General features: G+C 69.7%; 22 protein-coding genes and 1 pseudogene. 7 read left to right on the top strand and 16 right to left on the bottom strand.

Features of this window, described 5'->3' with window-relative positions; all coding sequences use genetic code 11:
- Positions 1–28: 28 nt before the first annotated feature.
- Entirely contained in the window at positions 29–406 is a 378-nt protein-coding gene (locus ACI2L3_RS12190) for a hypothetical protein (RefSeq protein ID WP_404752251.1), read from the top strand.
- 80 nt (positions 407–486) lie between these two features.
- On the top strand, positions 487–1,086 hold the full coding sequence (locus ACI2L3_RS12185; protein ID WP_404752250.1) for a hypothetical protein: 600 nt from the start codon (positions 487–489) through the stop codon (positions 1,084–1,086).
- A gap of 544 nt (positions 1,087–1,630) precedes the next feature.
- On the opposite strand, the gene ACI2L3_RS12180 is transcribed toward ACI2L3_RS12185, so the two are convergent.
- Positions 1,631–2,518, bottom strand: a complete 888-nt coding sequence (locus ACI2L3_RS12180) for a DUF5655 domain-containing protein (protein WP_404752249.1) — start codon at positions 2,516–2,518, stop codon at positions 1,631–1,633.
- A gap of 174 nt (positions 2,519–2,692) precedes the next feature.
- On the opposite strand from ACI2L3_RS12180, the gene ACI2L3_RS12175 reads away from it, so the two are divergent.
- Positions 2,693–3,133 (top strand): hypothetical protein, encoded by a 441-nt coding sequence (locus ACI2L3_RS12175; protein WP_404752248.1) that lies wholly within the window; start codon positions 2,693–2,695, stop codon positions 3,131–3,133.
- Between the two features lie 811 nt (positions 3,134–3,944).
- Here ACI2L3_RS12175 and ACI2L3_RS12170 read toward each other — a convergent pair.
- From ACI2L3_RS12170 to ACI2L3_RS12130, 9 genes and pseudogenes are all read right to left on the bottom strand, one after another.
- The gene (locus tag ACI2L3_RS12170) at positions 3,945–5,849 is read right to left on the bottom strand and encodes a UvrD-helicase domain-containing protein (protein ID WP_404752247.1); all 1,905 of its coding nucleotides are present in this window, start codon (positions 5,847–5,849) and stop codon (positions 3,945–3,947) included.
- Positions 5,846–7,726 (bottom strand): ATP-dependent nuclease, encoded by a 1,881-nt coding sequence (locus tag ACI2L3_RS12165; protein WP_404752246.1) that lies wholly within the window; start codon positions 7,724–7,726, stop codon positions 5,846–5,848. The genes ACI2L3_RS12170 and ACI2L3_RS12165 overlap by 4 nt, the downstream gene beginning before the upstream one ends.
- A 183-nt stretch (positions 7,727–7,909) precedes the next feature.
- Positions 7,910–8,270, bottom strand: a pseudogene (locus ACI2L3_RS12160) (transposase); the annotation flags it as partial.
- 196 nt (positions 8,271–8,466) lie between these two features.
- On the bottom strand, positions 8,467–9,066 hold the full coding sequence (locus tag ACI2L3_RS12155; protein ID WP_404752245.1) for a hypothetical protein: 600 nt from the start codon (positions 9,064–9,066) through the stop codon (positions 8,467–8,469).
- 1,215 nt (positions 9,067–10,281) lie between these two features.
- Positions 10,282–11,187, bottom strand: coding sequence for a pirin family protein (locus ACI2L3_RS12150; RefSeq protein WP_404752509.1), 906 nt, complete (start codon positions 11,185–11,187; stop codon positions 10,282–10,284).
- A gap of 74 nt (positions 11,188–11,261) precedes the next feature.
- Positions 11,262–11,999 carry a YoaK family protein gene (locus ACI2L3_RS12145; RefSeq protein ID WP_404752244.1) on the bottom strand — a complete coding sequence of 246 codons (738 nt, stop codon included), beginning with the start codon at positions 11,997–11,999 and terminating at the stop codon, positions 11,262–11,264.
- A complete protein-coding gene (locus ACI2L3_RS12140) occupies positions 11,980–12,510 on the bottom strand; it encodes a DoxX family membrane protein (RefSeq protein ID WP_404752243.1) in 531 nt (176 codons plus the stop codon). The genes ACI2L3_RS12145 and ACI2L3_RS12140 overlap by 20 nt, the downstream gene beginning before the upstream one ends.
- A 10-nt stretch (positions 12,511–12,520) precedes the next feature.
- Positions 12,521–13,183, bottom strand: coding sequence for a hydrolase (locus ACI2L3_RS12135; protein ID WP_404752242.1), 663 nt, complete (start codon positions 13,181–13,183; stop codon positions 12,521–12,523).
- A gap of 82 nt (positions 13,184–13,265) precedes the next feature.
- Positions 13,266–15,191 (bottom strand): amidohydrolase, encoded by a 1,926-nt coding sequence (locus ACI2L3_RS12130; protein ID WP_404752241.1) that lies wholly within the window; start codon positions 15,189–15,191, stop codon positions 13,266–13,268.
- 300 nt (positions 15,192–15,491) lie between these two features.
- On the opposite strand from ACI2L3_RS12130, the gene ACI2L3_RS12125 reads away from it, so the two are divergent.
- A complete protein-coding gene (locus ACI2L3_RS12125) occupies positions 15,492–16,487 on the top strand; it encodes an alpha/beta hydrolase (RefSeq protein WP_404752240.1) in 996 nt (331 codons plus the stop codon).
- 68 nt (positions 16,488–16,555) lie between these two features.
- Positions 16,556–17,278, top strand: a complete 723-nt coding sequence (locus tag ACI2L3_RS12120; RefSeq protein WP_404752239.1) for an alpha/beta fold hydrolase — start codon at positions 16,556–16,558, stop codon at positions 17,276–17,278.
- Positions 17,279–17,363: 85 nt separating this feature from the next.
- Here the strand turns inward: ACI2L3_RS12120 and ACI2L3_RS12115 are convergent, their stop codons facing one another.
- Positions 17,364–18,509, bottom strand: coding sequence for a low temperature requirement protein A (locus ACI2L3_RS12115; RefSeq protein WP_404752238.1), 1,146 nt, complete (start codon positions 18,507–18,509; stop codon positions 17,364–17,366).
- A 5-nt stretch (positions 18,510–18,514) separates the two neighbouring features.
- A complete protein-coding gene (locus ACI2L3_RS12110) occupies positions 18,515–19,915 on the bottom strand; it encodes a dihydrolipoyl dehydrogenase family protein (protein ID WP_404752237.1) in 1,401 nt (466 codons plus the stop codon).
- A 239-nt stretch (positions 19,916–20,154) separates the two neighbouring features.
- Here ACI2L3_RS12110 and ACI2L3_RS12105 point away from each other — a divergent pair, with 239 nt between their 5' ends.
- Positions 20,155–20,760, top strand: a complete 606-nt coding sequence (locus ACI2L3_RS12105) for a Dps family protein (RefSeq protein ID WP_404752236.1) — start codon at positions 20,155–20,157, stop codon at positions 20,758–20,760.
- A gap of 27 nt (positions 20,761–20,787) precedes the next feature.
- On the opposite strand, the gene ACI2L3_RS12100 is transcribed toward ACI2L3_RS12105, so the two are convergent.
- Both ACI2L3_RS12100 and ACI2L3_RS12095 read right to left on the bottom strand, forming a co-directional pair.
- Positions 20,788–21,687, bottom strand: coding sequence for an SDR family oxidoreductase (locus ACI2L3_RS12100; RefSeq protein WP_404752235.1), 900 nt, complete (start codon positions 21,685–21,687; stop codon positions 20,788–20,790).
- Positions 21,684–21,881, bottom strand: coding sequence for a hypothetical protein (locus tag ACI2L3_RS12095; RefSeq protein ID WP_404752234.1), 198 nt, complete (start codon positions 21,879–21,881; stop codon positions 21,684–21,686). Before ACI2L3_RS12095 ends, ACI2L3_RS12100 begins: the two co-directional genes overlap by 4 nt.
- Positions 21,882–21,984: 103 nt before the next feature.
- Here ACI2L3_RS12095 and ACI2L3_RS12090 point away from each other — a divergent pair, with 103 nt between their 5' ends.
- Entirely contained in the window at positions 21,985–22,599 is a 615-nt protein-coding gene (locus ACI2L3_RS12090; protein ID WP_404752233.1) for a TetR/AcrR family transcriptional regulator, read from the top strand.
- Here ACI2L3_RS12090 and ACI2L3_RS12085 read toward each other — a convergent pair.
- Together ACI2L3_RS12085 and ACI2L3_RS12080 are read right to left on the bottom strand one after the other, a co-directional pair.
- The gene (locus ACI2L3_RS12085) at positions 22,589–24,271 is read right to left on the bottom strand and encodes a metallophosphoesterase (RefSeq protein WP_404752232.1); all 1,683 of its coding nucleotides are present in this window, start codon (positions 24,269–24,271) and stop codon (positions 22,589–22,591) included. The genes ACI2L3_RS12090 and ACI2L3_RS12085 overlap by 11 nt on opposite strands.
- 169 nt (positions 24,272–24,440) lie before the next feature.
- The gene (locus tag ACI2L3_RS12080; RefSeq protein ID WP_404752231.1) at positions 24,441–25,313 is read right to left on the bottom strand and encodes a SigB/SigF/SigG family RNA polymerase sigma factor; all 873 of its coding nucleotides are present in this window, start codon (positions 25,311–25,313) and stop codon (positions 24,441–24,443) included.
- Positions 25,314–25,396: the final 83 nt, after the last annotated feature.

Raw genomic sequence — 25,396 nt, 5'->3', positions numbered from 1 at the left:
GCGCGGAGAGCCTCATCTTGGAACGGCGGTGATCGGGCTGGCATTCCAGTGCGCGCTGGAGGAGGCGTCGCCGCGCATCATCAGGGCGATGCGGCTGAGCGACCCGAACCAGCGGGGATTCGCCTTCACCGCGGCCGGGACCGCCGCCCGCCTCCACGGCCGGCTGACCCCCGAGCTCTACGAGGCCCTGCGGGCGGAGGGCCCGGGCGGTTTCGCCGAGCACGCCATCAGGGACACGCTGACGTTCGTTCCGTTCCGCGAGCTCCCGCCATGGTTCAAGCGCCGGAAGATCGTCACCGGGGTGCGCAACAAACTGGAGAGCTGGTGGCTGCGCTCCACGGAGCCGATCAGCGATGCCGTGTCGGCCCTGCGCCGGCGCCGCTCCCGAGGTGACCGAGCCCGGTAGTTGGCGACAGATGACACCCGCACCAGCGGGTGACACCACCCATGCGCGTAGGGACCGTCAGCGCTGGAGGAAGAGTGGCCATGACGGCCGAGTGGAACTGGGAGACCGGAGAAGGTCTGCTGGGAGTCGACGACCCCGCGGACTGGGACGCGGCGTACGAGCGCGGTGAGAACGGTCTGGGTACGGCGGCCATCGGCCTGGCCCGCAACTACCCGCTGGCCGCGGCCTCGCCGCGCATCATCAAGGCGATGCGGCTGCCGGACCGCGGCCAGCGCGGCTTCGCGTACACCGCGGCCCGGCTGAACGGCACCCTCACCCCCGAGCTGTACGCCGCCCTGCGGGCGGAGGGCCACCGCGGCCTCGCCGAAACCGCCGTCGACGACACCCTCGACTACGTGCCGTTCCGCGAACTACCCCTGTGGTTCAAGTGGCGCACGGTCGCATCGAAGGTTGCGGACAAGCTGAAGACCTGGCGCCTGAACATCACCTACGCGGCCGAGGACGCGCGCCGCCCTGCGTCGGCTGCGGTCGCCGGCAGCGCGAACGGTACCGTTATGGCCTACTACCTCAAACGCTTTCGCGCACGAGCCGCCCTGGCGCGCTCTCCCGCCTCCGTCTTCGCGCCCAACGCCCGCCTCATGTCGCACCCCCACCCCTCTGTCCGATACAGTAGATCTTGAATTGGTCGCCACAACACGCGGCAGCCGGTGATGCGTTGGTGGTCCAAGGAAAGACGCCCCACTTCCTGCGGGGAAATGCAGGTGCAAGGCCTGCCCGGCGCTCGATCAAAGGCCCGTACACGCACAGCGTGTACGGGCCTCCTCGCGTCTACGGTCCGCGGTGCGCTCGAGGCCCGCCGCAACGTTAGGCGCTACGAGCGACTTCCCCAACACGCCGAAGCCCACCTGAACTGGGGGTTCATCACGCTCATGACCCGGCGCCTGACCCGCAACGGGTGCAGCCTGATTTGGACGAAAAAGGACGCGGCCTGCAGACAGCTGACTGCGGAACGATCCGCTGTGCTAACGCCGCATTCGGACGCTGAAGCCGAGGGAGCGGAGGCCCCTCGGTACTTAGCACAGAACCCCCGGTTAGCGAAACCGGGAATCCTCCGCACCATTAGTGGTCCACCGCCATTCCCTGCCCATCACGTCGAAAGGCAGCATCACGACGACAGCCCACAACTCCACACTCCGCTTGGGCTGATGCCGGAGCGGGAGACCTCTATGCCGCGGCGTAGCTGAGGCGGAGAAGGTCTCCAGCGCGCTCCAGGTCGCGCTCCGTACGCAGCTGCAGTTCCAAGTCACCCGTGCCATGGTGGCCGAGCCCCGTCACGTCCCGGGTGAAGTCGGGTACGAGGTCGACCTCCTTCGGGTCGGCCTTGAGGTAGACGAGGATCTTGGTCTGCTGCGGCGGGCAGACGCTGGCGAAGTTCCGCAGCCGTCGGTAGGCGCGGTACTGCTTGCGCTGTACCCGGGTGACGCCCTCCCCGAGTCCGACCAGGACCTCGTCGACCGCCTGGATCAGTTCGGCCATCGCACCGTCTTGGTTCCGGACCGGCGGCGCCCCGGCCGCGCGGCGGCGTACCCGCTTGACCGGAGCCGAGTGCCCCGTGACGGAGGCTACGGTCTCCAGGCCGAAGTGGTTACTGCCGAAGTACCGGTAGCGGACCAGGTCGATCGAGCGCCGGTGCTCGCGTACGGCGTGCGCGTCGTAGCGGGTGAAGTCGCCGGCCACGCAGATCAGCCTGGGTTCGCTCCACAGGATCTGGGACGCGGCCGTGATCCCGAGCCGGTCGCGGACCAGGTTCCGGAAGGCGTCGTTGTGGTTCGTCAGCCAGGCCATGTAGTAGAGGCCCTGGTTGATCACGCCTGCGTCGGTGCCGCGCTTGTACTCGACGATCACGGGTGCGCCGTTCTCGTCGAGGCCCAGCGAGTCGATCCGCCCGCCATCGACACAGTCGATGACGTACTCGCTCGCCAGGAAGGTGATGCCGAGCATCGTCTCCATGTGTGCCTCGACGAGGTCCTGCACATCCGCCTCGACCTTGGCAAGCCGCGCGCTGACTTCCTGGACATCGCCTGCTGTCGTGAACAGCTTCAGGACCGCCACTCCCCCTTCATGATCTCGGTGCCACACGAGAACAGCATTGAGCGCAGGGATATTTCCGCAGCCGCGGCTCCCTTCGTCCGGGCCCGCCTAGCATGAGGAGTCGCCTCCAAACTCAGATCCGCTTTCACGCAACCCGCCACACCTTCGGGCCAGAAGTTGAAAATGGGAGGCCCTTTGCACGACGAAGCCGAAGCTGCCCGCAACAACCCTCCAGAGCAAGCGCTCCAGGCAGGCGCGTATGTGCCGCGTGAGGGGCCTTCAGCCCGCGATATCGAGACCCTTCTCGCCAACGAGGCCATCCCAGCACGCGTCCGCTCCCTCGTCAGGCTGCTCTGGGAAGGCAACGTAAAGCTGGACGACGCCCTCGCGTTGAACGTGGGAGACGTCACCCACATCAGGCGTGCAATCCCCGTCAGCGAGGAGACGCTCCGGCTGCTGCGAGAGGCCATCGGCGACCGCGAGCAAGGCCCCTTGTTCCTCACGCCCTGGGGCCGGCGGATGAGTCGCGAGACCATCTCAACTCAGGTGCGGAACACCACTCGGTACGGTGCCCACGACATCGGGCTCGGCGGACACTGTGACCGCCACAGCGGTCCGCGCCAAAGCTCTCGCTGAGCGCATGAAAGCCGCCTCTGTCCCAGACGACCCGGGGGGACAGAGGCGGCTTTCATGCATCTGATGCCCCATCAGAGAGTGCGTCATGCGTGCGTCACGTGCGTCGCTCGTGCGTCAAGATATCGCCCGTAACACACACAACGACCATAATGCACACCAGGCAAAACTGCAGGTCAGCGGCCCTTCTCGGCGGGCTCAAAGATCGCCACACACTCCACATGCTGCGTCATCGCGAAACATGTGGAGCGCAAACGCGTGGAAGTAGCCGCAGGTCAGCACCCTGCGGCGGACATTCTGGGCATAACGCTCGCGTGCGTTACGTGCGCTGTGTGCGTTACGTGCGGCTTCTTGACGCACGAGGCACCCGGCGTGCCAATTAAACATTGGGCTCCAGGCAGTTCCTCACGAAACCAGTCCGCCCATCGCACTCCAGCGGCCGTTAGGGTTCCAGTCGGCGACAGCAGCTGCCCAGGGCGGCACGACTGCACGAAGCTGAATTAGGCCGCAGCCCACGCCCCTCACCCGACGCCCGGGTCCTGCTCGATACCCACCCCATCCACGCGAGCGCCGTCGTCGCCACCGTCACCGGCCCCGACACCGAACAGATCGCGGCGCACTGGAAGCCAACGCCTGGCACACCGTCGCCGAGAACACGCTTGTCCTGGTCCGCATCGACCGCGAGGAGCCCTGCTGGGCGCAGAAGACCACGCAGCGTCTGACCGCCAACAGGGCTCCCGCCCACGACCAGCACGAGCATCCCGAGGACCGGCCACCCCGGTCCCTTAACCTGCGAATTCAAACTGGCGAAGGCTCAGTGCTTGGTGAGGTCCCGGATATCCCAGCCAGCGCCGGCCATCGCGTCTGCGTACTTTTTGCTGCGGTCGCGGTGGGCGGCGAGCACCAGAAGGTGGGTTGGGCGTGTCGCGCCGACGAAGACGAGCTGCACGGCGGCCTGGACGCTCTTCAGCTCGCGCAGCGGGTCGCTCCCTTCGGCGATCATGCGCAGCGCCTCGGTCACGTCGAACTTCCTGCCGGTCTTCCCCAGGCACTCCAGGATCAGTGTTGCCGCGTGGGTCTCGCCCTTCGCGCTCTGGATGGTCCCCGGTACGGCCCGCGCCGCCGGTACTGCGGCGACGGCCGCGGGAGCGGGCCCGAGAACCGTGCCTGCCGCAACAGCGGTGGTGAATTCCATTTCAGACTGGCGCAGTTGGCAGCCGGTGAGGAGCTTCAGCTGGACGGCCAGCTGCTCGGTGGCCTCCTCCCAGCTCGCTGCGTCGAACCCGTCTGCGTTGAGGAGGAGTTCACGCAGTAGGATCCGCACCTTGCCTCCGGTCGTCGCCATTGACCTCTCCACGCGGCTGAGGGCCGGGAGCCCGTCGCCGGTCGTTGACGAGACGGACGCGCGCACGGCGTTCCACAACTCGGTGGCCGCTTCGTGGCTGTCCGGGGCTGTCCTCCACCGGGCGCTTGCAGCGCGGGCCGCGCCGATCAGGGTGCGGTGAGCCGTCTGGCGGCTGGTCGGGGTGTATCCGGGCAGGTAGCAGGAGATCGACTGCGGGTAGACGGGTGAGGTTTTCGGGTTCTGTCGCGCACCCAGTACACGTGGTGGACGCCGCACCAGGACGTCCTCGGGGACGGTAACAGCGGCCATGCGCTCGAAGGTCGGTACGACGTCGGACACCGTGGTTTCGTCGAACAGCAGAACCGCGACCTGGCCGTCGGGGCCGGCCCCGCGGACGTGCTGGGGCCGCCGGACGGCCAGACGGCTGGCCACGGCCGCGATCTGCGGCCCGAAGCGGCGGCTGACCGGCAGCTCCGGCGCCCCCGGCAGCGGGAACAGGGAGGCGGACCCTCCTACGGAGGCCGCGTCGCTGTAGATGCCCTGGTTGGTGTCGCCCACCCGCTGCACGACGGTGGAGGAGGAAGCGAACACGAGATCCAGCAGTTCGTGCTGGGTGGCGCTGGTGTCCTGCGTTTCGTCGAGGAGAACGAACGGGAAGCGCGTGGTGACCGCCGCGGCGATACCCGGGTGCCGGGCGAGATACTCCTGGGCGATGGCGTACATGTCCTGGAAGCGGAAGATGCCCCGGCGTGCCAGAGTCCGTTTGAGGTGGTCCAGCTGTTTTCCGCTGGGAGACTGGGGGCCGAAGCGCGGATCCCCGGCCGCTCCGGTAACCACGAGTTCGCCGTCCCGGTAGGTGAACGTCGCCCCGGTGACGATGGAGGTGCCCTCGTGCTGGTGCTCCACATAGCTGCGCAGGGTGGAGTATTCGGGGCGCTGCAGGAGCCGCAGCGCTGCGGTCTCGAAGGCCGCGTCGTCGACGGACCGGACCTCCACTCTCTTGGCCCGCACGGCCGGCAGCGCAAGGAAGGTGTGCACGAAGGACTGGATGGTGCCGATGAAGTGCGGATAGCGCAGCAGGCTGCGTCCCGCGGCGAGAAGGCCCACCCGGTCGGCGATCTCGTTCTTGGCCGTGTTGGTGTGCGACAGCACGCACACCCCGCGCGTCGGGGAGGTCCACGCGTCGGCCATCAGGGCGAGCTTGAGTCCGATCAAGGTTGTCTTGCCCGACCCCGGGGCGGCCTGGAGGTCCTGCGTGCTCTCGTTCTGCAGGAAGTCCCACTGCTCGGCATCGAGCGGGTCCAGCCCCAGGAGTTTCACCATGGCCTCTACCTTGTCCGTGGCGAAGGCATCGGGCAGGTAGGTGCGGGTCACGGGGCCACCTCGCCGCACAGGTGCGTGAAAGCATCGAGCAGGTAGGGCGGGACGTCGCTGCGAACCAGCGGCGTCGAGGCAAGCAACTGGGCGGCGAACTGTGCGGTGATCGGCTTGCTGACGTTATCCAGCTTGAGCGGCCGGTAGATCTTCAGGGCGGCCTCTTCCAGAGAAAGGCCCTGCCCTATCCACGTGTCGACAACCCGGTCGGCCCGTGCGATGGCCTTCTCCGTCTTGTCGGCGTCCGGCCAGGACCGTGCTGCGACGGATGCCAACTTGACCGCGCGGTACATCAGCCTGGCCATGGTCCAGGACGTGATCGCGAGGTCGTACTCCAGCGTCCACCAGTCGGACACGAACGTCTTCACCGGCCCGTCGTCGCCGGTGGTGAGGTTCGCGACGTACGCGGAGATCGCCTCCTCCGTCATATCGGTCCAGCGCGCAAGCTTGCCCCTCATGACCTCGGGAGTGCCGGCTGGCACGAGATCGCGGTCGCGGATACAGGCCACGCGGACCGGAATCTGCTCACCAGTGCGTTGGAAGACCCTGCTGTAGCGGAACAGGCCGACGTGACCGACGTTGACCACGCTGATCCCGTGCTCGTTGAAGGGCATGCCCAGGGCGTCGGCGAGCGCTGGCAGGAAGATCGCCTCGGCGTCTCCCTCGACCATCGCCAGACCCCGGGCGAAGAACATGTTCGCCTTGGTGACGTCCAGGAACCGGGTCAAAAACGCGTAATCCCCCTCGGTCAGGCGCGTCATACCGCGCCGCAGCGGAAACGTACGCCCCCGGGCGACGAGGGTCAGGCACTCGACCGGCGTCGAGGAGGCGAGGTTGGGGCTGTGGGTGGTAAGGATGACCTGCACAGGCACCCTGTCACCATCCTGCGGCCCCTGCGCCTTGTCCCGCAGCAGGTCCATGATCCGAGTCTGCAACTGTGGGTGAAGGTGCGCCTCGGGCTCCTCGATCAGCAGCAGAGGAGCCAGTTCGTTCTTGCCCAGCAGGAGCAGCTCCGCGGCCATGAACAGGGCGTTGTTGTAACCGAGTCCGCGTCGCGTCCACTCGTCGGATGCTGTGAAGAGGTTCAGTTCCAGCCGCTCGAGCGCGCGGACCAGCGTCGCATCCGTGGCAACGCTGATCTTGGCGCGAAGGACGTCGTCACCGATCGCGAACCGCTGCAGGTACGCCGAGTTGATGTCCTCACTCACCTCCGCGACAGCCTTGTTGTCGCGGATATCGCACTCAGCACGCCGCAGGATTCCCCTCAGGGACGACGGGGGTTCATCACCGGTCGGGTCGAAGTCATCGACGTCCTGGTCCTTCATCGCCGGGTAGCCGGCGAGGATCTGGGACAGCCGTGACCCGCGGCCCGAGCGCAGTTCCGCCTCTGCATCGCGAAGGGGGCGCAGGTAGGTGGCGCGCAGGAGTTCGCGAGCAGCGCCGTCCAGGGCGGGGCCGTTGCCATCCGGTCCGGCCCGGGTGGTGACCGAGACCCGGTTGCGCAGCGGATCCATCCGCTGGGCCTTGAGCGTGACACACAACCAGGCGGTGCCGTCGCGGTCGTGGGTGAGCAGTTCCAGGAAGACCGCCTGCTCCTCGGTCGACAGGTTGGTGAAGGCGCACCCGATGGTGAAGGTTTCCGCCCTCCCGCCCTTCCCGAGGTGGAAGTCGTCCTGAGAGACCCGGTAGTAATCCGCCGCCGCGGACTGCAGGCACAGCCGGATCGCGTCGACGATCGCCGTCTTCCCGCTGTCGTTCTCCCCCACGAGCACATTCGTCCCGGCTGTGAACGACAGGCTCAGCGAATCATTCCGCTCGCCGTCGCCCTGCGCTGCGGGTCCGAAGACCCGGAAGTTCTCGACCCGTAGATGCGCCAAGTACACACAGTCCCCCGCCGACAGAGGCCGCGACGCCCTCTTCTCCGGGAAGGAGCCCCCGGGCGGCGCGGCCCTTGATCGATAATTACGGGATCCTACGCTCTTCGTGGTCTCCGCCCGGCGAGAATCCGGCAGACCGGTGGGCGCCAACACCGCGAGGGCGACGGAGCGTGAAATTGATCTTCAACTTGTGCGGCGTGGGCATGGAGTTGTTGATTTCTTCGTTCGTCGCTTTGCGGTGCCGTTTTTGCCGATGGTGTGCACGTCGTAGCGTGGGGTGGGTTGGCTGTTCTTACGGCCGAGCGGCCGTCCTGGGCCGGGCTGCGTCTCTTTCGGTGCTCCGGCTGGGCAGGCGGCCTTTGGGCGGAGGTGCCAAAAGTCGCGGCGGACTCGGGCGAGGTCGAGCCTGTCGGGCGGGGTCTCCCACGGCCGTCGGGGGACGGGCGAGACGTAGCTGGGTGAAGGCAGCGAGGATCAACCAGGTCCAACGGTCGGCTGCTTCTACGGTGCGGATCGGCGGGCAGGTCCAGCCCAGGGTCTGCTCGGAGTAGCCCTTGCCCGAGACGACCGAGGACACACCCTCTCCGAGCACGTCTGGAAGTGGTTCGGCATCGGCCGCCATAGCGAGCTCCGACCGGCCGTCACCGGCACCGCGGGACTGCGCCCCCTTCGTGCTCTCGCCTTCCGCGGCTGGCTGTCGGCGCGCTTCCTGACCGGACATACGTTCCAGGACTCCGCCATCAGATGCTGTTGAAGTAGGTACGAGTGCCCCGAACAAACTCGGTGCGAGCTTGCTGGAACTGGCTCACGACCCACGCAAAAGGCCGCTGATCGTGCTCGGTTACCCAGACGGGCTCATCCTCGTCAAACGTGGGGGTCCCACCAGGTAGCTGAAGCAGGTCCCCCATGTCGGCCAACCGAGCGGCCGGCGCTATGAGACGATCTGGCCCTTCCAGTTCCAGGCGTGCCACCGCCTTGCGTAGACGCTCATACGCCTCGAAGGCGTGATCAAATGCTTCGTTCTGTCGCTGCTCAGCTTCCTGCCGCCCCGCGGCGGCCCGCGCCCTGACTGACTCATCCTCATCCGCTTGACCTTCGTAGATCATGCCCAGCCATGATGCCGCGCTGCCGCTGACATCGCATGACCGCTTCAACTCGTCTGCGGCAGCCAACACTTCAACACACGCCGCGTGCTGGCTGGTCCGCCGCGCGTGCTCCAGTTGCGCTCGGCCTGCGGCGACTGCCGAGAGGCGAGCCGCGCGGGCTTGGATGTAGACCGCAGGTACGCCGACAAGGGCGACAGCTGCCGTGACGCTGGAAGTGATCGCCTCTATGGACACACATTGATCGTAACGGTGGCCACCAACAGACAAGCGAGGTGCATCGTGCCTGGCCCCGTACCCGACCGTGAAGCCGACCTGGCCCATCCCCGCGAGCGCAAGGGCGGCGAAGTCCAGCGAAGAAGCGGGCGTGCTCGTGGTGGTCCCGGAGGCCAGTTCGATGCTCGGCTCTCACCCCTCGCCTCCGCGCGAGTGGAGGTAAACCGTATCCCTTGTGCCGCCAGAACCCGCGCCCCCAACACCGCGCGTTCCCCCACCAACAGGATGGGCGCCCTTTGCCGAACCGCGAGGCAGCGTGCGAGTACAACCCCGCCCACATCCGCGCCACCTGGGGCGGGCTCGGGAGCGTAGTGGAAGCAGCCAAGGCGGATCCGAGGGCTATGACCTGGCCCCTTGACCAGTCACACGAAGAGGCCCCAACCCCGTGGGCACCCTCCAACTCGAAGGCCCGAAACTGGACATAGGCGTTCGCTTTGGACTGGCTGGACGCTCCGAGACGGATTTGCCTGCCTGTGCCATGTGGGACCGCGAGGCCCACTCGCTAGCGTCATGTCTCCTCACTAAGATCCGGACCAGGTGCGGACCAACTCAGCCTCACACCAGACGTCTCCACCCTTTGTCGCAGGTCAGAAGGGAGGTCAGGCGTGTACCACCAGGAGACGAAGAACCTCTTACCAGTCAGAGCGCGTCAATCAAGGCCACCGCACTGTCCCGACACGAGCTCGAACGGATGTGGTCAGCAAACCCAACGGGGCAGCGTCGAGTTCTCGATGCGGAACGCCGGAAAGCTGGGCGTGGGAGGTCGGCGCCCAGCAAGCTGATGGGCGGCCGTGGTTGTTCAGTATCTACAACCAGCCACACCAGTTGGCACACAGGGTCAAAGCTGTCGGAGTCCTCTTGTGCACCTTGTCCACCGCAGCCGCGAAAGGGGTCAGCATTGAGGCGCGCCCCGCCCGCCGGCAGAGACACCTAGACGCACTGGACCTGCGAACACAGAACCCTCCGCTGAACTGACACACCGTCAGGTAAGTCAGCATTGGGTCAGCATTGGGTCAGCATTGGGTTTGCCAGACCCTGCCACACAAGGTCCCACCCTGGACTCTAGAGCCGCCCCCGGGGGCCTCCTTCAGGGTCTTCGTCGCAGCGGCAATCGACCGGCTCCGGCACCGAGTTCTGCATCGCCCACGCGCCCCCTTCAACGCGCATCCACGCAGATCAGCGCACCCGACCCCGGGGTTTCAGGGGCACGGACGGGAGTTCTGGAGCGGGCAGCGGATCTCCGTCGTAACCCTTCACCTCGCCGAACCGGGTCCCGGTCATCCAGTCCGAACGCGCCTGCGCGATGTCCTCGTGCGACCGCCCGATGAAGTTCCACCACATGATGATCTCCTCCTCGAACGGCGTGCCGCCCAGCAGGATCAGCCGCGCGGCGGTGTCCGTGTCGTTCGTGAGGGTCAGGGTGTCGTGTCCGGGGGCGAGGTAGCCGAGTTCTGCCGGGTTCAGGGGGGTTCCGGCCATGGTGACCCGGCCCTGGTCGACGAGGAGGCCGTGTTCGAAACGGGTGTCCACGGCGAGCGTGGTCGTCGCGTGCGGCTGCAGGACTAGTTCGGCGCCCAGCAGCGGTGTGAAGGTCCGCACCGGGGAGGCCGTGCCCGCCAACTCGCCCAGGAATACGCGGACTTCGGCGCCGGACACCTCGACCGGGGGCGGGGTGTAGTGCTGGAAGTCGCGGGCGGCGTGCCGGTGTTCGTCGGGGAGCGCCACCCACAGCTGGACGCCGTGGAGGACGGTGGTGTGTGGCGTGGAGACCTCGGTGTGGCTGATGCCGTGTCCGCCGGTCATGAGGTTCAGTTCGCCGGGGCGGACGAACGCGTGGGTGCCCAGGCTGTCCCGGTGCTCGATCTCCCCGGTGAACAGCCAGCTCACCGTCTGGAGGCCGGTGTGCGGGTGGGGCGCGACGTCCATGCCGCCCGTTTCGGCGACGTCGTCGGGCCCGTAGTGGTCGACGAAGCACCAGGCGCCGATCAGGCTGCGGGCCCGCTGCGGCAGCGTGCGACGCACCGTCATCGAGCGCGGGCCGCCCAGCGGGACAGCACGGGCGGACAGGACGTCGGCCTTCATGGCATCACTCACTTAAGGTAATTTGACTTTCAACGAACAACGCGGACACAGATGATACGGCTGCGGAGTTTCCCTCATCCCGGGCGCCCGGCCCAGCTCGCCCCTGGGGGCGACAGGCGCCGAACGACCACCGCCGACACCAGGAGTGCGGCCAGGATCAGGCCCAGGGTGAGGGGGAGTTCGGCATGCGCGAGGAGTACCGCTCCGGCGAACGCCCCGGCGAATATGGCCAGCACCGACAGGATCCGGCGGCCGGGCCGGGGCGCCGCGCCGCCGGCCGGTGCGGAGTCCGCGGCGAGGCCCGTCAGGGTCAGGGTCAGCACCGTCGTGGTCAGGTCCGGGACGCCCAGGCGGCGGGCGACCGCGTTCTGCAGCCCCATGGCGAGGCCGAGAAGGACGATCAGGGTGTACTGGACCGGGGTCGTCACCCGGCCGTGCGCGAGCGCGGCCGCGCCCAGGGCCACCGCGACGAGCGCCGCCTGCACCGCCATGGTGAGGGCGAGCAACCGCCCGCGGTGGGCCGCGAAGCGGGTGCCGAGCCGCCCGCCCGCCAGCGCGCCCGCGAGGAACGCGGCCATCGAGACGATGGAAGCGAGCACGGAGAGGCCCTCGGCGCCCGCCAGGGCGAATCCCAGGAAGACGACGTTGCCGGTCATGTTGGCCACGAAGACGTGGCCGAGCGCCAGATAGCTCACCGCGTCCACCAGGCCGGTCACCACGGTCAGCACCAGCAGGAGCGGCGGCAGCGGACCGTGCCGGTCGCCCTTCGGCGGCAACAGGGTGTGGGCCGCGTCAGTCAGCAGCGCGCGCATAGGAATCCCTCCCTTCGGCTCCGGCGGTGCGCGGGCGGTGCAGTACCGCGCGGGTGAGCAGTCCGCTCGCCGGGCCGACCACTAGTGCCGTGGCCTGCACCCAGTGCGGCCAAGGGGTCAGCCCCAGGGCGTGGTCGGCCGACCAGCGGCCGGGCCCGGTGAGCACCAGGACCGCCGCGGCCGCCACGAGCACCAGCGGATACTCGTAGCCGTCGTTCTGCACCCACAGCCCGTTGCGCCACTTGACGGTGCCCGCGACCGTCATCACGCCCATGGCGGCCATCGCCGCCGCGGGGGTGAGGGCGCCGGCTGCCAGGAACAGGCCGGCGCCGATCTGGCTGCCGCCCGCGGCGAGCGCGGTGAGCCGGCCGCCGCGGAAGCCGTCGTGGCGGAACTCCTCCGTGCCGCCCGCCAGGCCGTGGCCTCCCAGCCGGAAGCTGACCTTCTGTACTCCGTGTCCGGCGATGAGGAGGCCCACCACCAGCCGGAGGACCAACAGTCCGTTGTCCATGGTGTGGGGATCAGCCCGCCGCGTGGGCGCCGATGACGGCCTGGGCGTAGACGATGCCGAGGCCGTAGGCGCCGGCGTGCTCCTTCACCACGTCGGTGACGGGGACGTACGTCTCCGTACGGGCCCAGTCGCGCTGGAGCTCCAGGAGCACCTGCACCCAGGTCACCGGGATCGCCCCGCCCTGGATCATGCGCTGGACGGCGTGCTCGTGCGCCTGCGGGCTGACGCCGCCGGAGGCGTCCGTGACGACGTACACCTCGTAGCCCTGGGCGATGGCGGAGAGCGTGGGGAGAACGACGCAGACCTCGGTCCAGAGCCCGGCGATGACGAGCTTCTTGCGGCCGGTGGCCTTGACGGCCTCGACGAAGGGGGCGTCCTCCCAGGCGTTCATCGAGGTGCGGTCGATGACTTCCCGGTCCGGGAAGACCGCGGCGAGCTGCGGCAGGATCGGGCCGGAGAAGGAGTCGGCGGCCACCGTGCTGAGGACGACCGGGACGTCGAAGACCTTGGCGGCCTTCGCGAGTCCCACGGTCGAGTTGATGATCGAGGTGCGGTCGCCGCTGCCGGTGCCGAAGAACATCTGCGGCTGGTGGTCGATGAACAGGACGGCGCAGTTGTCGGGGGTCAGCAGGTCGGGTCCTGGCGCGGGGGTGACCTGGGAGATGTCCATCATGAGTGTGCCTTTCCTGGCGGGTGTGAGGTGACCGCGGACGGGCGTCCGCGACGTGGTGGTGGAGACCCGTTGCGGGTCGGGGTCAGAGGCTGAAGCAGGGGTCGAAGACCGGGTTCTCCGTCTCCGGGGCCAGGCCGCGCCGCGCGCGCCACTGCCGGTGCTGCTCGGACTCGGCGACGGCCTGGCCGAGCAGCTCGGCCTGGCGGGCTCCCGAAATGCCCGTACGGGGTACGGACTGGTAGCCGCCGAAGTGCGCGACCGGGCTCCACTCCGGGCTGACCGGCGGCAGTTCCTCGTCGATGCCCTCGTACTCCGCGGCGGCGTAGACGATCCGCCCGCCGACGACCGTCAGCAGGGCCTCGATGTGGGGGATGTCCGGCTCGGGAACGGTGAAGTAGTCCTCGGACAGGACCGCGAAGTCGCCGAGGCAGCCCGGTCGCAGGACGCCCTTGATGTCTTGCTCGCCGGTGAGTGCGGCGCCCGCCTCGGTGAACATCGCGAGCGCGGTGTGCCGGTCGACGCGGTTGTGGGGCGGGCGGACCACCAGGTCGCCGACGGTGCGGCCGGTGATCAGCCAGTGCAGGGCGATCCAGGGGTTGTAGGTGGAGACGCGGGTGGCGTCGGTGCCGGCGCCGACGGTCAGGCCGCGCTCCAGCATGGCGCGGATCGGCGGGGCGTCCGCGGCGGCTCCGGGGCCGTAGCGGCGTACGAACGCCTCGCCCTGGAAGGAGAGCCGGTTCTGCACGGACATGGCTCCGCCGAGGGCGGCGACGCGGTCGAGGCTGTCGGCGGAGACGGTCTCCGCGTGGTCGAACAGCCAGCGGTTGCCGGCCGGGAAGAGCCCTTCCGCGGCGAGTTTCTCGAACACCGCGAGATCGCGTCTGATCGTCTCGTCATAGGTGGCGTGCAGCCGGAATCCCCAGCCGTTCGCCATGAGCAGGCGTACGGCGGTCTCGAATTCCGTTTCGTAGTCGGGGGTGAGTTCCGGGCGCGGCTGGGCGAAGTTCTCGAAATCCGCCGCCGCCCAGGTGAGGTTCTCGCCCGCGCCGTTGAGACGCAGCCATTCGTCCCCGTCCTCGGGGCGGGCCATGTCGATCCAGCGTTTCAGGTCGGCGATTTCCTGCCCGGCCGTCTGGGGAAAGAGGTGATAGGCGATGCGCAGTGACAACTCGCCGGCCTCGGCGAGTTCGGCGACCGTGCTGTAGTTCTCCGGGAAGTTCTGGAATCCGCCGGCCGCGTCGATCGCCGAGGTGAGGCCGAAGCGGTTCAGTTCGCGCAGGAAGTGACGGGTCGATGTCCTCTTGTCCTCGCCTTCCAGGACCGGCGCCTTGGCGAGGGTCGAGTAGAGGACGAGGGCGCTGGGCGCGGCGAGCAGCATGCCGGTGGGGTCGCCGTCCCGGCCCCGTACGATCTGGCCGCCCCGGGGGTCGGGGGTGTCCCGGGTGTAGCCGGCGGCCTTGACCGCGGCGCGGTTCAGGACGGCCGACTGGTACAGGTGCAGGACGAAAACCGGGGTGTCCGGAGCGGCGGCGTTGAGCTCGGCGACGGTGGGCAGCCGCCGCTCGGCGAACTGCTCGGCCGACCAGCCCCCGACCACTCGCACCCACTGGCCCTTCGGGGTGCGGGCGGCCTGTTCGCGCAGCATCGCCAGTCCCTGGCGCAGGGTGGGTACGCCGTCCCAGCGCAGCTCCAGCACGTAGTTGAGGCCGCCCCGGATCACGTGCAGGTGCGAGTCGTTGAGGCCGGGGATCAGCCGGCGGCCGAGGGCGTCGACCACCCTCGTGGCCGGGCCGACCCGGGTGGCCATGTCCTTGTCGTCGCCGACGGCAGTGATCACGCCGTTCCGTACGGCCAGGGCCTCGGCCCGGGGGCGGCCGGGGTCCCCGGTGTGGATCTTCGCGTTCCGGACGACGAGATCCGCGGCGAACTCCCCGGCGTGGTCGGCGGCATGGCGCGTCGCGTTGTCCGTGGTGCTGGGGACCAGCCCACCGACCGGCATCTTGGACACCTTTCGACAACCTCCTGATATCTCGGCACCGCTCCATCGCTTCGCCGCCACGTTATGGCGGGCGGATTCCGCCGTGTTTTCCAGCAGTGCACTGTTCTCGGTCCGACAGTGCACTGCCGCGAAACACGCTGGTTCCCGCATTCCGATTCCGGTCGTGCGCTGTCAGGTCAGTGCTGGTGCGCTGGCGGTCAATTGACGTCGGACGGCCGCTTTTAGCGTGTGGAACGACAGCCCCGCAGAGCTTGTCCGCGGAGTTCCGCCGGAGAAACCGGCGCATCACATGACACTCAGGAGAACCACATGTCCGACGTCGTCGAGCCCCTCAAGCCGGTCCAGCCGCCGCAGCCGGTCCTGGAACCGGCGGCCGCCGCATTCGCCGAAGCCACCGCCCAGCCGCCCTACCTCTTCGAACTGCCGCCCGCCGAGGGCCGCAAGGCGGTCGACGAGGTGCAGTCCGGCGACATTGCGAAGCCGGAGGTCGAGGAGGAGTGGATCACCGTCCCCGGCGGTCCCACGGGCGGCGTCCGGACCCGCATAGTGAAGCCGGCCGGGGCACAAGGGACGCTGCCGGTGATCCTCTACATCCACGGCGCGGGCTGGGTGTTCGGCAACGCCCACACCCATGACCGCCTGGTCCGTGAGCTCGCCGTGGGCGCGCACGCGGCGGTGGTCTTCCCCGAGTACGACCTCTCCCCCGAGGCCCGCTACCCGGTGGCCATCGAGCAGAACTACACCGTGGCCCGCTGGATCGTCCAGGAAGGTTCGGCCAAGGGCCTGGACGGCGCCCGGCTCGCCGTGGCCGGTGACTCCGTCGGCGGCAACATGAGCGCGGCGCTGACGCTGATGGCGAAGCAGCGCGGTGACGTGCCGCTGGTGCAGCAGGTGCTGTTCTACCCGGTCACCGACGCGCGCTTCGACACCGGTTCCTACCAGCAGTTCGCCACGGGGTACTTCCTGCGCCGCGACGGCATGCAGTGGTTCTGGGACCAGTACACGACCGACGAGGCCGAGCGCGCCCAGATCACCGCGTCACCGCTGCGGGCCACCACCGAGCAGCTGACCGGGCTGCCGCCCGCGCTGGTCATCACCGGCGAGGCCGACGTGCTGCGCGACGAGGGCGAGGCGTACGCCAACAAGCTGCGTGAGGCGGGCGTTCCGGTCACCGCCGTCCGTTTCCAGGGCATCATCCACGACTTCGTCATGCTCAACGCCCTGCGCGAGACGCATGCCGCTGAGGCCGCGATCACGCTGGCCACGGGCACCCTGCGGGCGGCTCTGCACCGCGCTGACGCCTGACGACATCCGCATCAAAGATTCACAACCGCGCAGACTCACAGCCGCACAGCCGACGAGGAGACCCCGTCATGCCCACCCCGACCACCCCGACCGTCCTGCTCGTACACGGCGCGTTCGCCGACGCGTCCAGCTGGGCCGGCGTCATCAAGGAACTCAAGAACGACGGCATCCCCGTCATCGCCCCGCCCAACCCGCTGCGCGGCCTCGCGTCCGACGCCGCGTACATCGCTTCCGTGGCCGGCCAGCTCGACGGCCCGGTCGTGCTCGTCGGGCACTCGTACGGCGGCGCGGTCATCTCCGTGGCCGGTGCCGCCGAGAACGTGACCGGCCTCGTCTACGTCGCCGCCTACGTCACCGAGGAGGGCGAGAGCCTCGGCGAGTTGCAGGACCGCTACCCGCTCTCGCCGCTCGGCAGCAACCTGGCGAAGTGGACGTACCCCGCCGAAGGCGAGGAGCCCGCGGTCGAGTTCACCGTCAAGGCCGAGGCCTTCCCGGAGATCTTCGCCGCCGATGTCCCGGCCGCCGTCACCGAGGTGCTCGCCGTGGCCCAACGCCCGCTGGCGGCCGCCGCGTTCACGGAGAAGGCCGCGACCGCCGCGTGGCAGACGAAGCCTTCGTGGGCGCTCGTCGCCGGCGCGGACCAGGCGATCAACCCCGATGTCCAGCGGTTCGGCGCGCGGCGGGCCGGTGCGACGGTCGTCGAGGTCGACGGCGCGTCGCACGCCGTCGCCGTGTCCCGGCCCAAGGAGGTCGCCGACCTGATCCGTGACGCGGTGCGCGCCACGAGCTGACGTACGGCAGAACGCCCCGACGGTGTCCGCACGGACGGACACGGTCGGGGCGTTCTCGCGTCCCTCCGTCGGCGCTTGCGCCTCGTCACCGGCGCGGCGCCGCGGTGGGCGCCGGCGCCGTGACCAGCACGGCGAGCACCGTCAGCACCGCACCTGCCGCGAGGGCGGGCGCCGGGGACCAGGTGGCTCCGAGCAGCGCGAGGGCGGCGACCGGGTACGGAGCGCGCTCGGCCGCGGACTTGAGGTGGGGCCGCAGGTGTACGGCCCAGACGGTCAGCAGGAAGACCGCCGCCGGGACGGTGACCGCCGCGCCGGCCGCCGTGGACGAGGTGTCCGCGTGGCCGGTGAGGTGATCGGCGTACGCGGCCAGACCCGCGCCCTCGGCGGCTGCCGACGCGAAGATCAGGTAGTGGCCGTAGGCCCACCCGAACCGGCGGCGGTGCGCGCGGTGCGTGGTGGCGAGCAGGGTGTGCGCGGGTCTGGCGAAGTACAGCCACCACAGGGCGAAGGCCGTCAGGAGGCCGCCCGCCGCCGTCGCGTACAGCGCTCCCGTGCTCTGGTGCCGGTCGAAGGCGCTCCGGACGGCGACGGTGGCGGCCGCGACGGATTCGCCGAGGACGATGAGGGTGAAGAGTTCGTAGCGCTCGGCGATGTGACGGGGGTGCCACGGTGTCATCCCGGCGGACTGGGCCCATACCGGTACGGAGAGCTCGGCGGCGATCAGCACGACGATGCCGGGCAGCCGGGCCGGGCCGGGCAGGACGAGCAGGCCCACCCAGCCGGCCTGGCACAGCGTCACACCGGCGGCGAAGCGGAGTGCGGTCGTCCGGCGTGCGGGGTCGGAGCGGGCCGCGCGCAGCCAGAGGGCGGCCAGCGCGGTGCGCAGCACGACGTATCCGATGGTGATGACCCGCAGGTCCCCCTCCGCGAACGCATCGGGGACACCTGCGGCGAGCACGAGGGACCCGGTGATCTGGACGAGCACCGTCAGCCGGTACGGGATGTCGTCCGGGTCGTAGGCGGAGGCGAACCAGGTGAAGTTCATCCACGCCCACCAGACGGTGAAGAAGACCAGCGCGAAGCGCAGGACTCCGGTGGCGGACGTCCCGTGGATCAGGGCCTCGTGCAGGCTCTCGGAGGCCTGCGCCACCGCGATGACGAAGCACAGGTCGAAGAGGAGTTCCAGCGAAGTGGCGGTCCGGTGCCGCTCTTCGGGGTCGCGGCCCCGCATCGCGCTCAGCGGAGCGCTCCGAGCGCGGCCTCGACCGTGCGGTGGAAGGTGGGGTAGGTGTAGATCATGTGGCGCAGGGTGTGGACGGGCACTTCGGCGTGGACGGCGACGTTCAGTCCGTAGAGCACCTCTCCTCCCGCCGGGCCCGCCGAGGTGGCGCCGACCAGCACGCCGCGGTCCGCGTCCTCGACGAGTTTGACGAAGCCCGCGCCGCCCGGGCCGTGGATCCAGCCGCGGGTGGAGGAGGAGAGGGGCAGCACGCTGGTGCGCACCCGCAGTCCCCGCTCCCGCGCCTGCCGCTCCGTCAGGCCGACGGCGCCTATCTCCGGGTCGGTGAAGGTGACGCGGGGCAGTGCCCGGTAGTCGGCGTCGGGGCCGGGCTCACCGAGGATGTCCCGGACGGCTATCTGTGCCTGGTACATCGATACGTGGGTGAAGGCGCCGCGGCCCGTGATGTCGCCGACCGCCCACAGCCCCTCGGCAGCCCGCAACTGTCCGTCCGTGGCCACGGCCCGGGCCGTCGGGTCGAGCCCCACCGTGTCGACGGCGAGGGCGCCCAGATCTGCCATGCGCCCGGTGGCCACGAGGAGCCGTTCGGCGCGCAGCGGCTCGGTGCCGCCTTCCAGGTGGACGGTGAACAGGTCGTCGGCGTGGCCGACTTCCCGGACCCGAGCGCCCGTCAGCACGGTGACGCCGTCCGCCCGCAGTGCCGCGGCAGCCAGCTCTCCCGCTTCGGGCTCCTCCTGCGACAGCAGCCGGTCCTGGCCCTCGATCACGGTGACCGCGCAGCCGAACCGGGCGAAGACCTGGGCCAGTTCGACGCCGATGGCACCGCCGCCGAGCACGGCCATCGACTCGGGCAGTTCCTTGGCCGCCATGGCGTCGCGGTTCGTCCAGTAGGGGGTTTCCCGGAGTCCGGGCACCGACGGGATGCGGGGCCGGGTGCCGGTGGCGAGTACGACGCCGCGCCGTGCCTCGATCGTGCGGTCGCCGACGGTCACGCGGCGGGGCCCGGCGAGGCGACCGGTGCCGCGTACGAGGCGGCCGCCCTTCGCCGTGAGGCGGTCGGCCGCCACGCGGTCGTTCCAGCCGTCGGTGGCCTCGTCGTGGATGCGTGCGGCGACTCTGCCCCAGTCCGGGGTCACGGCCGCCGTACCGGCCAGGGCGGGCACCCGGCCCACCTCGGCGAGCAGGTCACCGGCCCGGATCATCATCTTGCTGGGGACGCACCCCCAGTAGGGGCACTCCCCTCCGACGAGCTCCGCCTCGACCCCCACCACGTCGAGCCCCGCTTCGGCGAGTGTCCCGGCGACGTGCTCGCCGCCCGGTCCCAGCCCGACCACCACGACGTCGGCCCACTCCTGCCCGTGCCCGCCTGACCCCTGCACGCCCGACTCGTCTCCCATGCCTGCCTCTTCTCCGCTCGGCGCCCCACGGTCGGGGCGGTGCGGCCGAGGCTAGGTCGGCCGGGGCCGGCCCTCTGCCCGTCAGTGCACGGATGCGGGCCCGAGAGCGAACGGTGCGAGCGCGGGTCACCACCAGTGCGCTGACCGGCAGCAATGTGTGCGCTGCCGGTCAAGAAGGGCCGCGCCGACGCACCTAACGTCCCTCTGGCACACACAGCACGTCGCCGCAGGAGGCACGCATGACCGACAAGACCGCCGCCACGAGCAGCAGTTCCCACCCCCCGCTGAACGGCGACAGCCAGCCGTGGCTGCACCAGAAGGGGAAGGTGATCCAGGAGTACGGCACGGTGAAGCAGTTCCCGATCGGCCTGTCGTACGAGGCGCGGATGTACTCCTGCCAGCGTCTGAACAGGGTCCTCGCGGACACGCAGATCCTCTACGGCCTCTACAAGAAGCACCACTGGCTCATGCGCGGCGCCACGTTCTACCAACTCCACCTGGTCCTGGACAAGCACGCCGGTGACCAGCTCGAACTCGTCGACACCATCGCCGAGCGCGTCCAGTCGCTCGGCGGCGTCGCAGTGGGCGACCCCCGGCACGTCGCGGAGCTCACGTCGATTCCGCGCCCGCCGGACGGCGTGGAGGAAGTGCCCGCCATGCTGTCGCGGCTGCTGGAGGCCCACGAGACGATCCTCGTGCAGGCGCACGACGCCGCCGCCCGGACCGCCGAGCTGGGCGACGACGGCACGAACGACCTGCTGGTGTCCCAGGTGATCAGGACCGGTGAACTGCAGTCCTGGTTCCTGGCCGAGCACCTCGTCGACACCCCGCTCGTCCGCGCCTGAGCGGTACCGGCCCCCGCGTCCGTCGCGTCACCGCCGCCACACGGTCGCGTGTGCCGCGGCGTGGGCGGCGAACGAGCGCGGCGTGCGGCCCGTGACGCGTTCCACCGTCGTGCTCGTACGGTCCTCCGCGCCCGCCGCGATCGCCTCGTCCATGCCCGCGAGCAGTTCGGCGAACCGCACCGGCATGCCGGTGGCGGCCAGCCGCTCCCGCATCGCCGCACGCGAGACGGGCCGGTGGCTGACCTGCCGGTCGGCGACACGGGAGATCTCCGCGGCGACGTCGGCGTAACTCAGCGCCTGGGGGCCGGTGATGAGGTGGGCCGTGTTGTGCGGGCGCTCGTCCGTCAGGGCCCGCACGCCGACCTCGGCGATGTCCTCGGCGTCCACGAACGCGACACGGCCGTCCCCGGTGGCGGTCACGATCTCACCGCTCCCCCGGAGGCCGTGGGCGTGCGGGTGGTCGCCGGTGAAGTTCTGCATGAACCACGAGGGCCGCAGCACCGCCCACTGCGGAAACCGCTCACGGACCGCGCGGTACACCTCGCCGAGCCCGTCATCCGTCTCCGCGATGGCCGACGAGCCGAGCAGCACGACCCGGTCGACCCCCGCGCGGAGCGCCCGGTCGAGGAACGGGAGCAGGTGCGCGGCGGGATCGGGGACGGCGGTCGGCGGAACAAGGTAGAGGCGGCGTACGCCGTCGAGGGCGGGGTCGTGGGTCGCGGTGTCGTCCCAGTCGAAACGGACCGACTCAAAACGGGGGGCCTGGGAATCCTGGGAGCGGGCGGTAGCGTCCGTTCGTGCCTCCGGGCGTCGGCTCGCCGCCCGGGCCCGGTGGCCCCGCGCGAGCAGGCGCGCGGCGACGCGGCGGCCGGTGTTGCCGGTGCCACCGGTCACCAGGACCAGCTCGTCCGTCCCCGCGGCGCTCAACGCGCACCGCCCGCGAACGGCGCGTCGGTGCCGCCGGCGATCTCCAGGGCGATCAGGGGGTTCCAGTAGAGGCCGATCCAGCCCGCGAAGTCCTTGGCCCGGATCAGTTCGAGTCCTCGCCGGAAGACACCCGCGGGCGTGCTGTCCGGTGCCGTCACGTCCGACATGGCGGTGGCCTGCATGGTGGTGTGCATGGTGGTGCCCTTCCACGGCTGTGGTCCGGCCCGCGCTAATATGCGGACCATCGGTCCGGATCGACGATACGGACTGCCGGTCCGTTTTTCCAGTGGAGGCACCGTGACACCACCCCCGCGCAAGGAGCGGGCCGACGCCCAGCGCAACCGCGAGGCCGTACTGGCCGCCGCCGAGCGGCTGTTCGTCGAGCGCGGCGACCCCGACCGCGTCTCCATGGACGACATCGCGGCCGCCGCCGGGGTCGGCAAGGGCACCCTCTTCCGCCGCTTCGGCGACCGCGTCGGGCTCGTCAAGGCGCTCGTCGAGCAGCGCACCGAACAGCTCCGGGCCGACGTCGTCTCCGGCCCCCCGCCCCTGGGCCCCGGCGCCACCGCCGACGTACGCGCCCTCGCCCTCCTCGACGCCCTGCTGCGCCTGAAACTCGACACCCGCCCGCTGATGCTCGCCCTGGAGAGCGCCGGCAGCGGCAGCCCGTACCGCAACGGCACCTACACGCTCTGGCATGCCGAACTCACCGCGCTGCTCACCGAGGCGCGCGGCGAGCGGGACGCCGACTTCCTCGCGCACGCCCTGCTCGCCGCCGTGCGCAGCGACCTCATCGAGCACCTGTGCGCGAACGGTATGCCGCCGCGGCGGATCCACGACGGGGTGGCCGCGCTCGCGCGCGCGACGCTGGCGGACGACGCCGCGCGCGATCAGCCCCCGGTCAGCCCGTGAACGCGAGCTGCGCCTCCGGCGACGCGTTCCCGTACGCGTCGACCGCGCGCACCCGCGCCACGTACCGGGCGCCGTCCTCCGTCGCCGGCAGCGGGATGTCCAGGGAGTTGGGGCGCGGCATGAAGTAGTACTCGGCGAGGACCTTCGTCGTGAGCAGCTTCGCGCCGGTCGCCGTGGACTCGATGTCGACGCGGTAGTGGTGCACCATCTGGTCGTCGTGGGCCTGCTGGAGACGCAGCGTCCGGCCGCCTTCCCCGCCCCCGGGAGCGCGATCCCCGCCGACCACGTCGAGCGGGGATCGCGTGGTGAACCGGGGCGCGGTCGTGTTGCGCCGCGCGTCCGTGTACGTGAAGCCGTCCTTGATCTGCTGGGGAGTACTCCCCTTCAGGCGTACGGTCCAGGTCGGTCCGCTGAGTGTGCCCGCGCTGGCGTACGGGGGCTGCCAATTGGCGGACCACTGGCCGCCGGTGTAGATGTCGTGCTTGTCCGCCGCCATGTTGACGCGCGCGATCTCCGTGCGGTCGCGGTACACCTCGACGAAGAGGGCCTGCGCGGTCGGGGCCTCGAAGCGGTCCGCCAGGCCCGACTCCGTGACCGCCTGATAACCGTGGTCCATCTCGACGTACGACATCGATCCGTCGTTGACGGCGGTGAAGTCGCGCTGGTGGACGGAGCGTTCGTCGTTGATGTTGAGGTGCGAGTGGCCGGAGAAGTAGATCACCTGCGGGTAGCCGCTCAGGTCCTCGGTGAGCCGGGGATTGGACGCCTGCTGGCCGTCCATCGCGGTGCCGGGCGCGGGCCGGTGGCCCTGCACGAGGATCGGCGTGCGCGCGTTCGCCGGGTCGGCGGTGAGCTCGGCGAGCCGCTTCTTCAGCCAGGAGCGCTGCGCGGGGCTGGAGTTGTACGTTTCCGTGTTGACGGTGAACAGGTGCAGGCCCCGCACCGTCGACTCGTAGTAGCCGCCGCCGGAGTCGGGGAACCAGTCGCGCGGGTAGTGCGCGCGGATGTCGGCGAGGCTCGCGTCGTGGTTGCCGTTGGAGAGCAGGACCTGTGTGTCGTCCATGCCCTTGCGCGCCAGGTTGGCCCGGAAGATCTCCGAGACGATGCGGTGGTCGGCGCCGCGGCCGTCACCGTTGTCGTTGATCATGTCGCCGTTGGAGAGGATCGCGTCGGGCTCGGGGAAGACCGACGCGATGGTGTCGAAGAAGCTCTCGTACTTCTTGTCGTTGTTCTTGTGGTCCCCGATGTGTACGTCGGACATGACCACGAGGCGCGCGAGGGGCTTCTCGGCGGTTCTGACGAGGTACCCGGCCGACACCGGAACGCTCGCCCGGCCGCCGCGGAACGCGACAGCCGTGACGTTGGTGTCCTTCGCCACGCGCAGTGGACGGCCCGGCACGAACGCACGGCTCGCGCGCGTGGGTGTCGTGCCGTCCAGCGTGTAGCGGATCGTGGTGCCGCGCTCGGCCCGCAGGGTCAGGGAGACGGGACGCTCGTAGCGGCCGCCCGCGCTGCTGAAGGCGGGGGGCTCGGGGGTGGTTCGCGAAGTCGCCTCCGCGTGCGCCGCCTGGGCTGCCTGGGCCGCGGCGGCCGGGAGCAGCAGCGCCACGCATGCGGCGGTGATGACGAAGGGGGTGCGTCGTGTGCGTTGCGTGGGTCGTGTGGGTCTCACGGGGTTCTTCGGTCCTTGCCTCTGGCCGGGTCTCTGCCGTGCGTGCGGCCCGGCGTGAACTCCCGTGACGCTAGATCCCGTTGGTGAGGTAACGAGGCCAGACCAGTTATCTTCCGGTGACCCGCTCGTGAACCGCTGACGCCGTCGACGGCCCTCCGTGCCCCTTCGCCTATTCGTGGGCCAGCAGACCCGTGCGCAGACGGGCCAACGTACGGGAGAGCAGCCGGGACACATGCATCTGCGAGATCCCCAGCACCGTCCCGATCTCGGCCTGGGTCATCTCCTGGCCGAAGCGCATCTCGATGATGCGGCGCTCCCGTTCGTCGAGCTGCGCCAGGAGGGGACCCAGGGCGTGGATGTTCTCGAAGACCTCGATGGCGGAGTCCGGCTCGCCCATGACGTCGGCGAGCGAGCGGCTACTGCGGTTCGTCTCGCCGTCGTCGCTCCCGCCGTGCTGGGAGTCCAGGGACCCGGCCGCGTAACCGTTGGCGGCCACGAGCACTTCGAGGACCTGCTCCTGGGTCACCTCGAGGTCGGCCGCGAGTTCGTTGACCGTCGGTTCGCGGCCGAGCGTGGCGAACAACTGCTCGCGGGACTTGACCAGTTCGGAGCGGAGCTCCTTCAGCCGGCGCGGCACGTGCACGGCCCAGCTGGTGTCGCGGAAGTGGCGCTTGATCTCGCCGAGGATGCAGGGGACGGCGAACGACACGAACTCGAATCCGCGGCTTACGTCGAACCGGTCGATCGCCTTGATCAGGCCCACGACGCCGACCTGGACGATGTCCTCCATGTGACCGTTGCCGCGGTTGCGGAACCGGCCCGCCACGTAGTGCACCAGCGAGAGGTTCATCTCGATCAGGGTGTTCCGCGCGTACAGGTAGTCGGGCGAGCCCTCCTCGAGCGTCTGGAGCCGCTCGAAGAAGAGCTTGGACAGCTCCCGGGCGTCCTTGGGCGCGACCTGGCCCGCTTCCTCGATCTGCGGCAGCCCGATGACCTCGTCCCGCGACGGCTGGACCGGCTCGACGGTGGTGTCGGCGGCCATTGCCCCTGGAAACATCCTCTGATTCCCAACGTTCTCGACTTACCTGTTACTGCTACTGCTTCTTTTTCTGCTTCTGTTTCTGC

The organism is Streptomyces sp. NPDC029674 (assembly GCF_044903205.1).
GTDB lineage: Bacteria > Actinomycetota > Actinomycetes > Streptomycetales > Streptomycetaceae > Streptomyces.
Note: the sequence above shows the minus strand (reverse complement) of the source record. Positions and strands in the feature narration are given on the sequence as shown.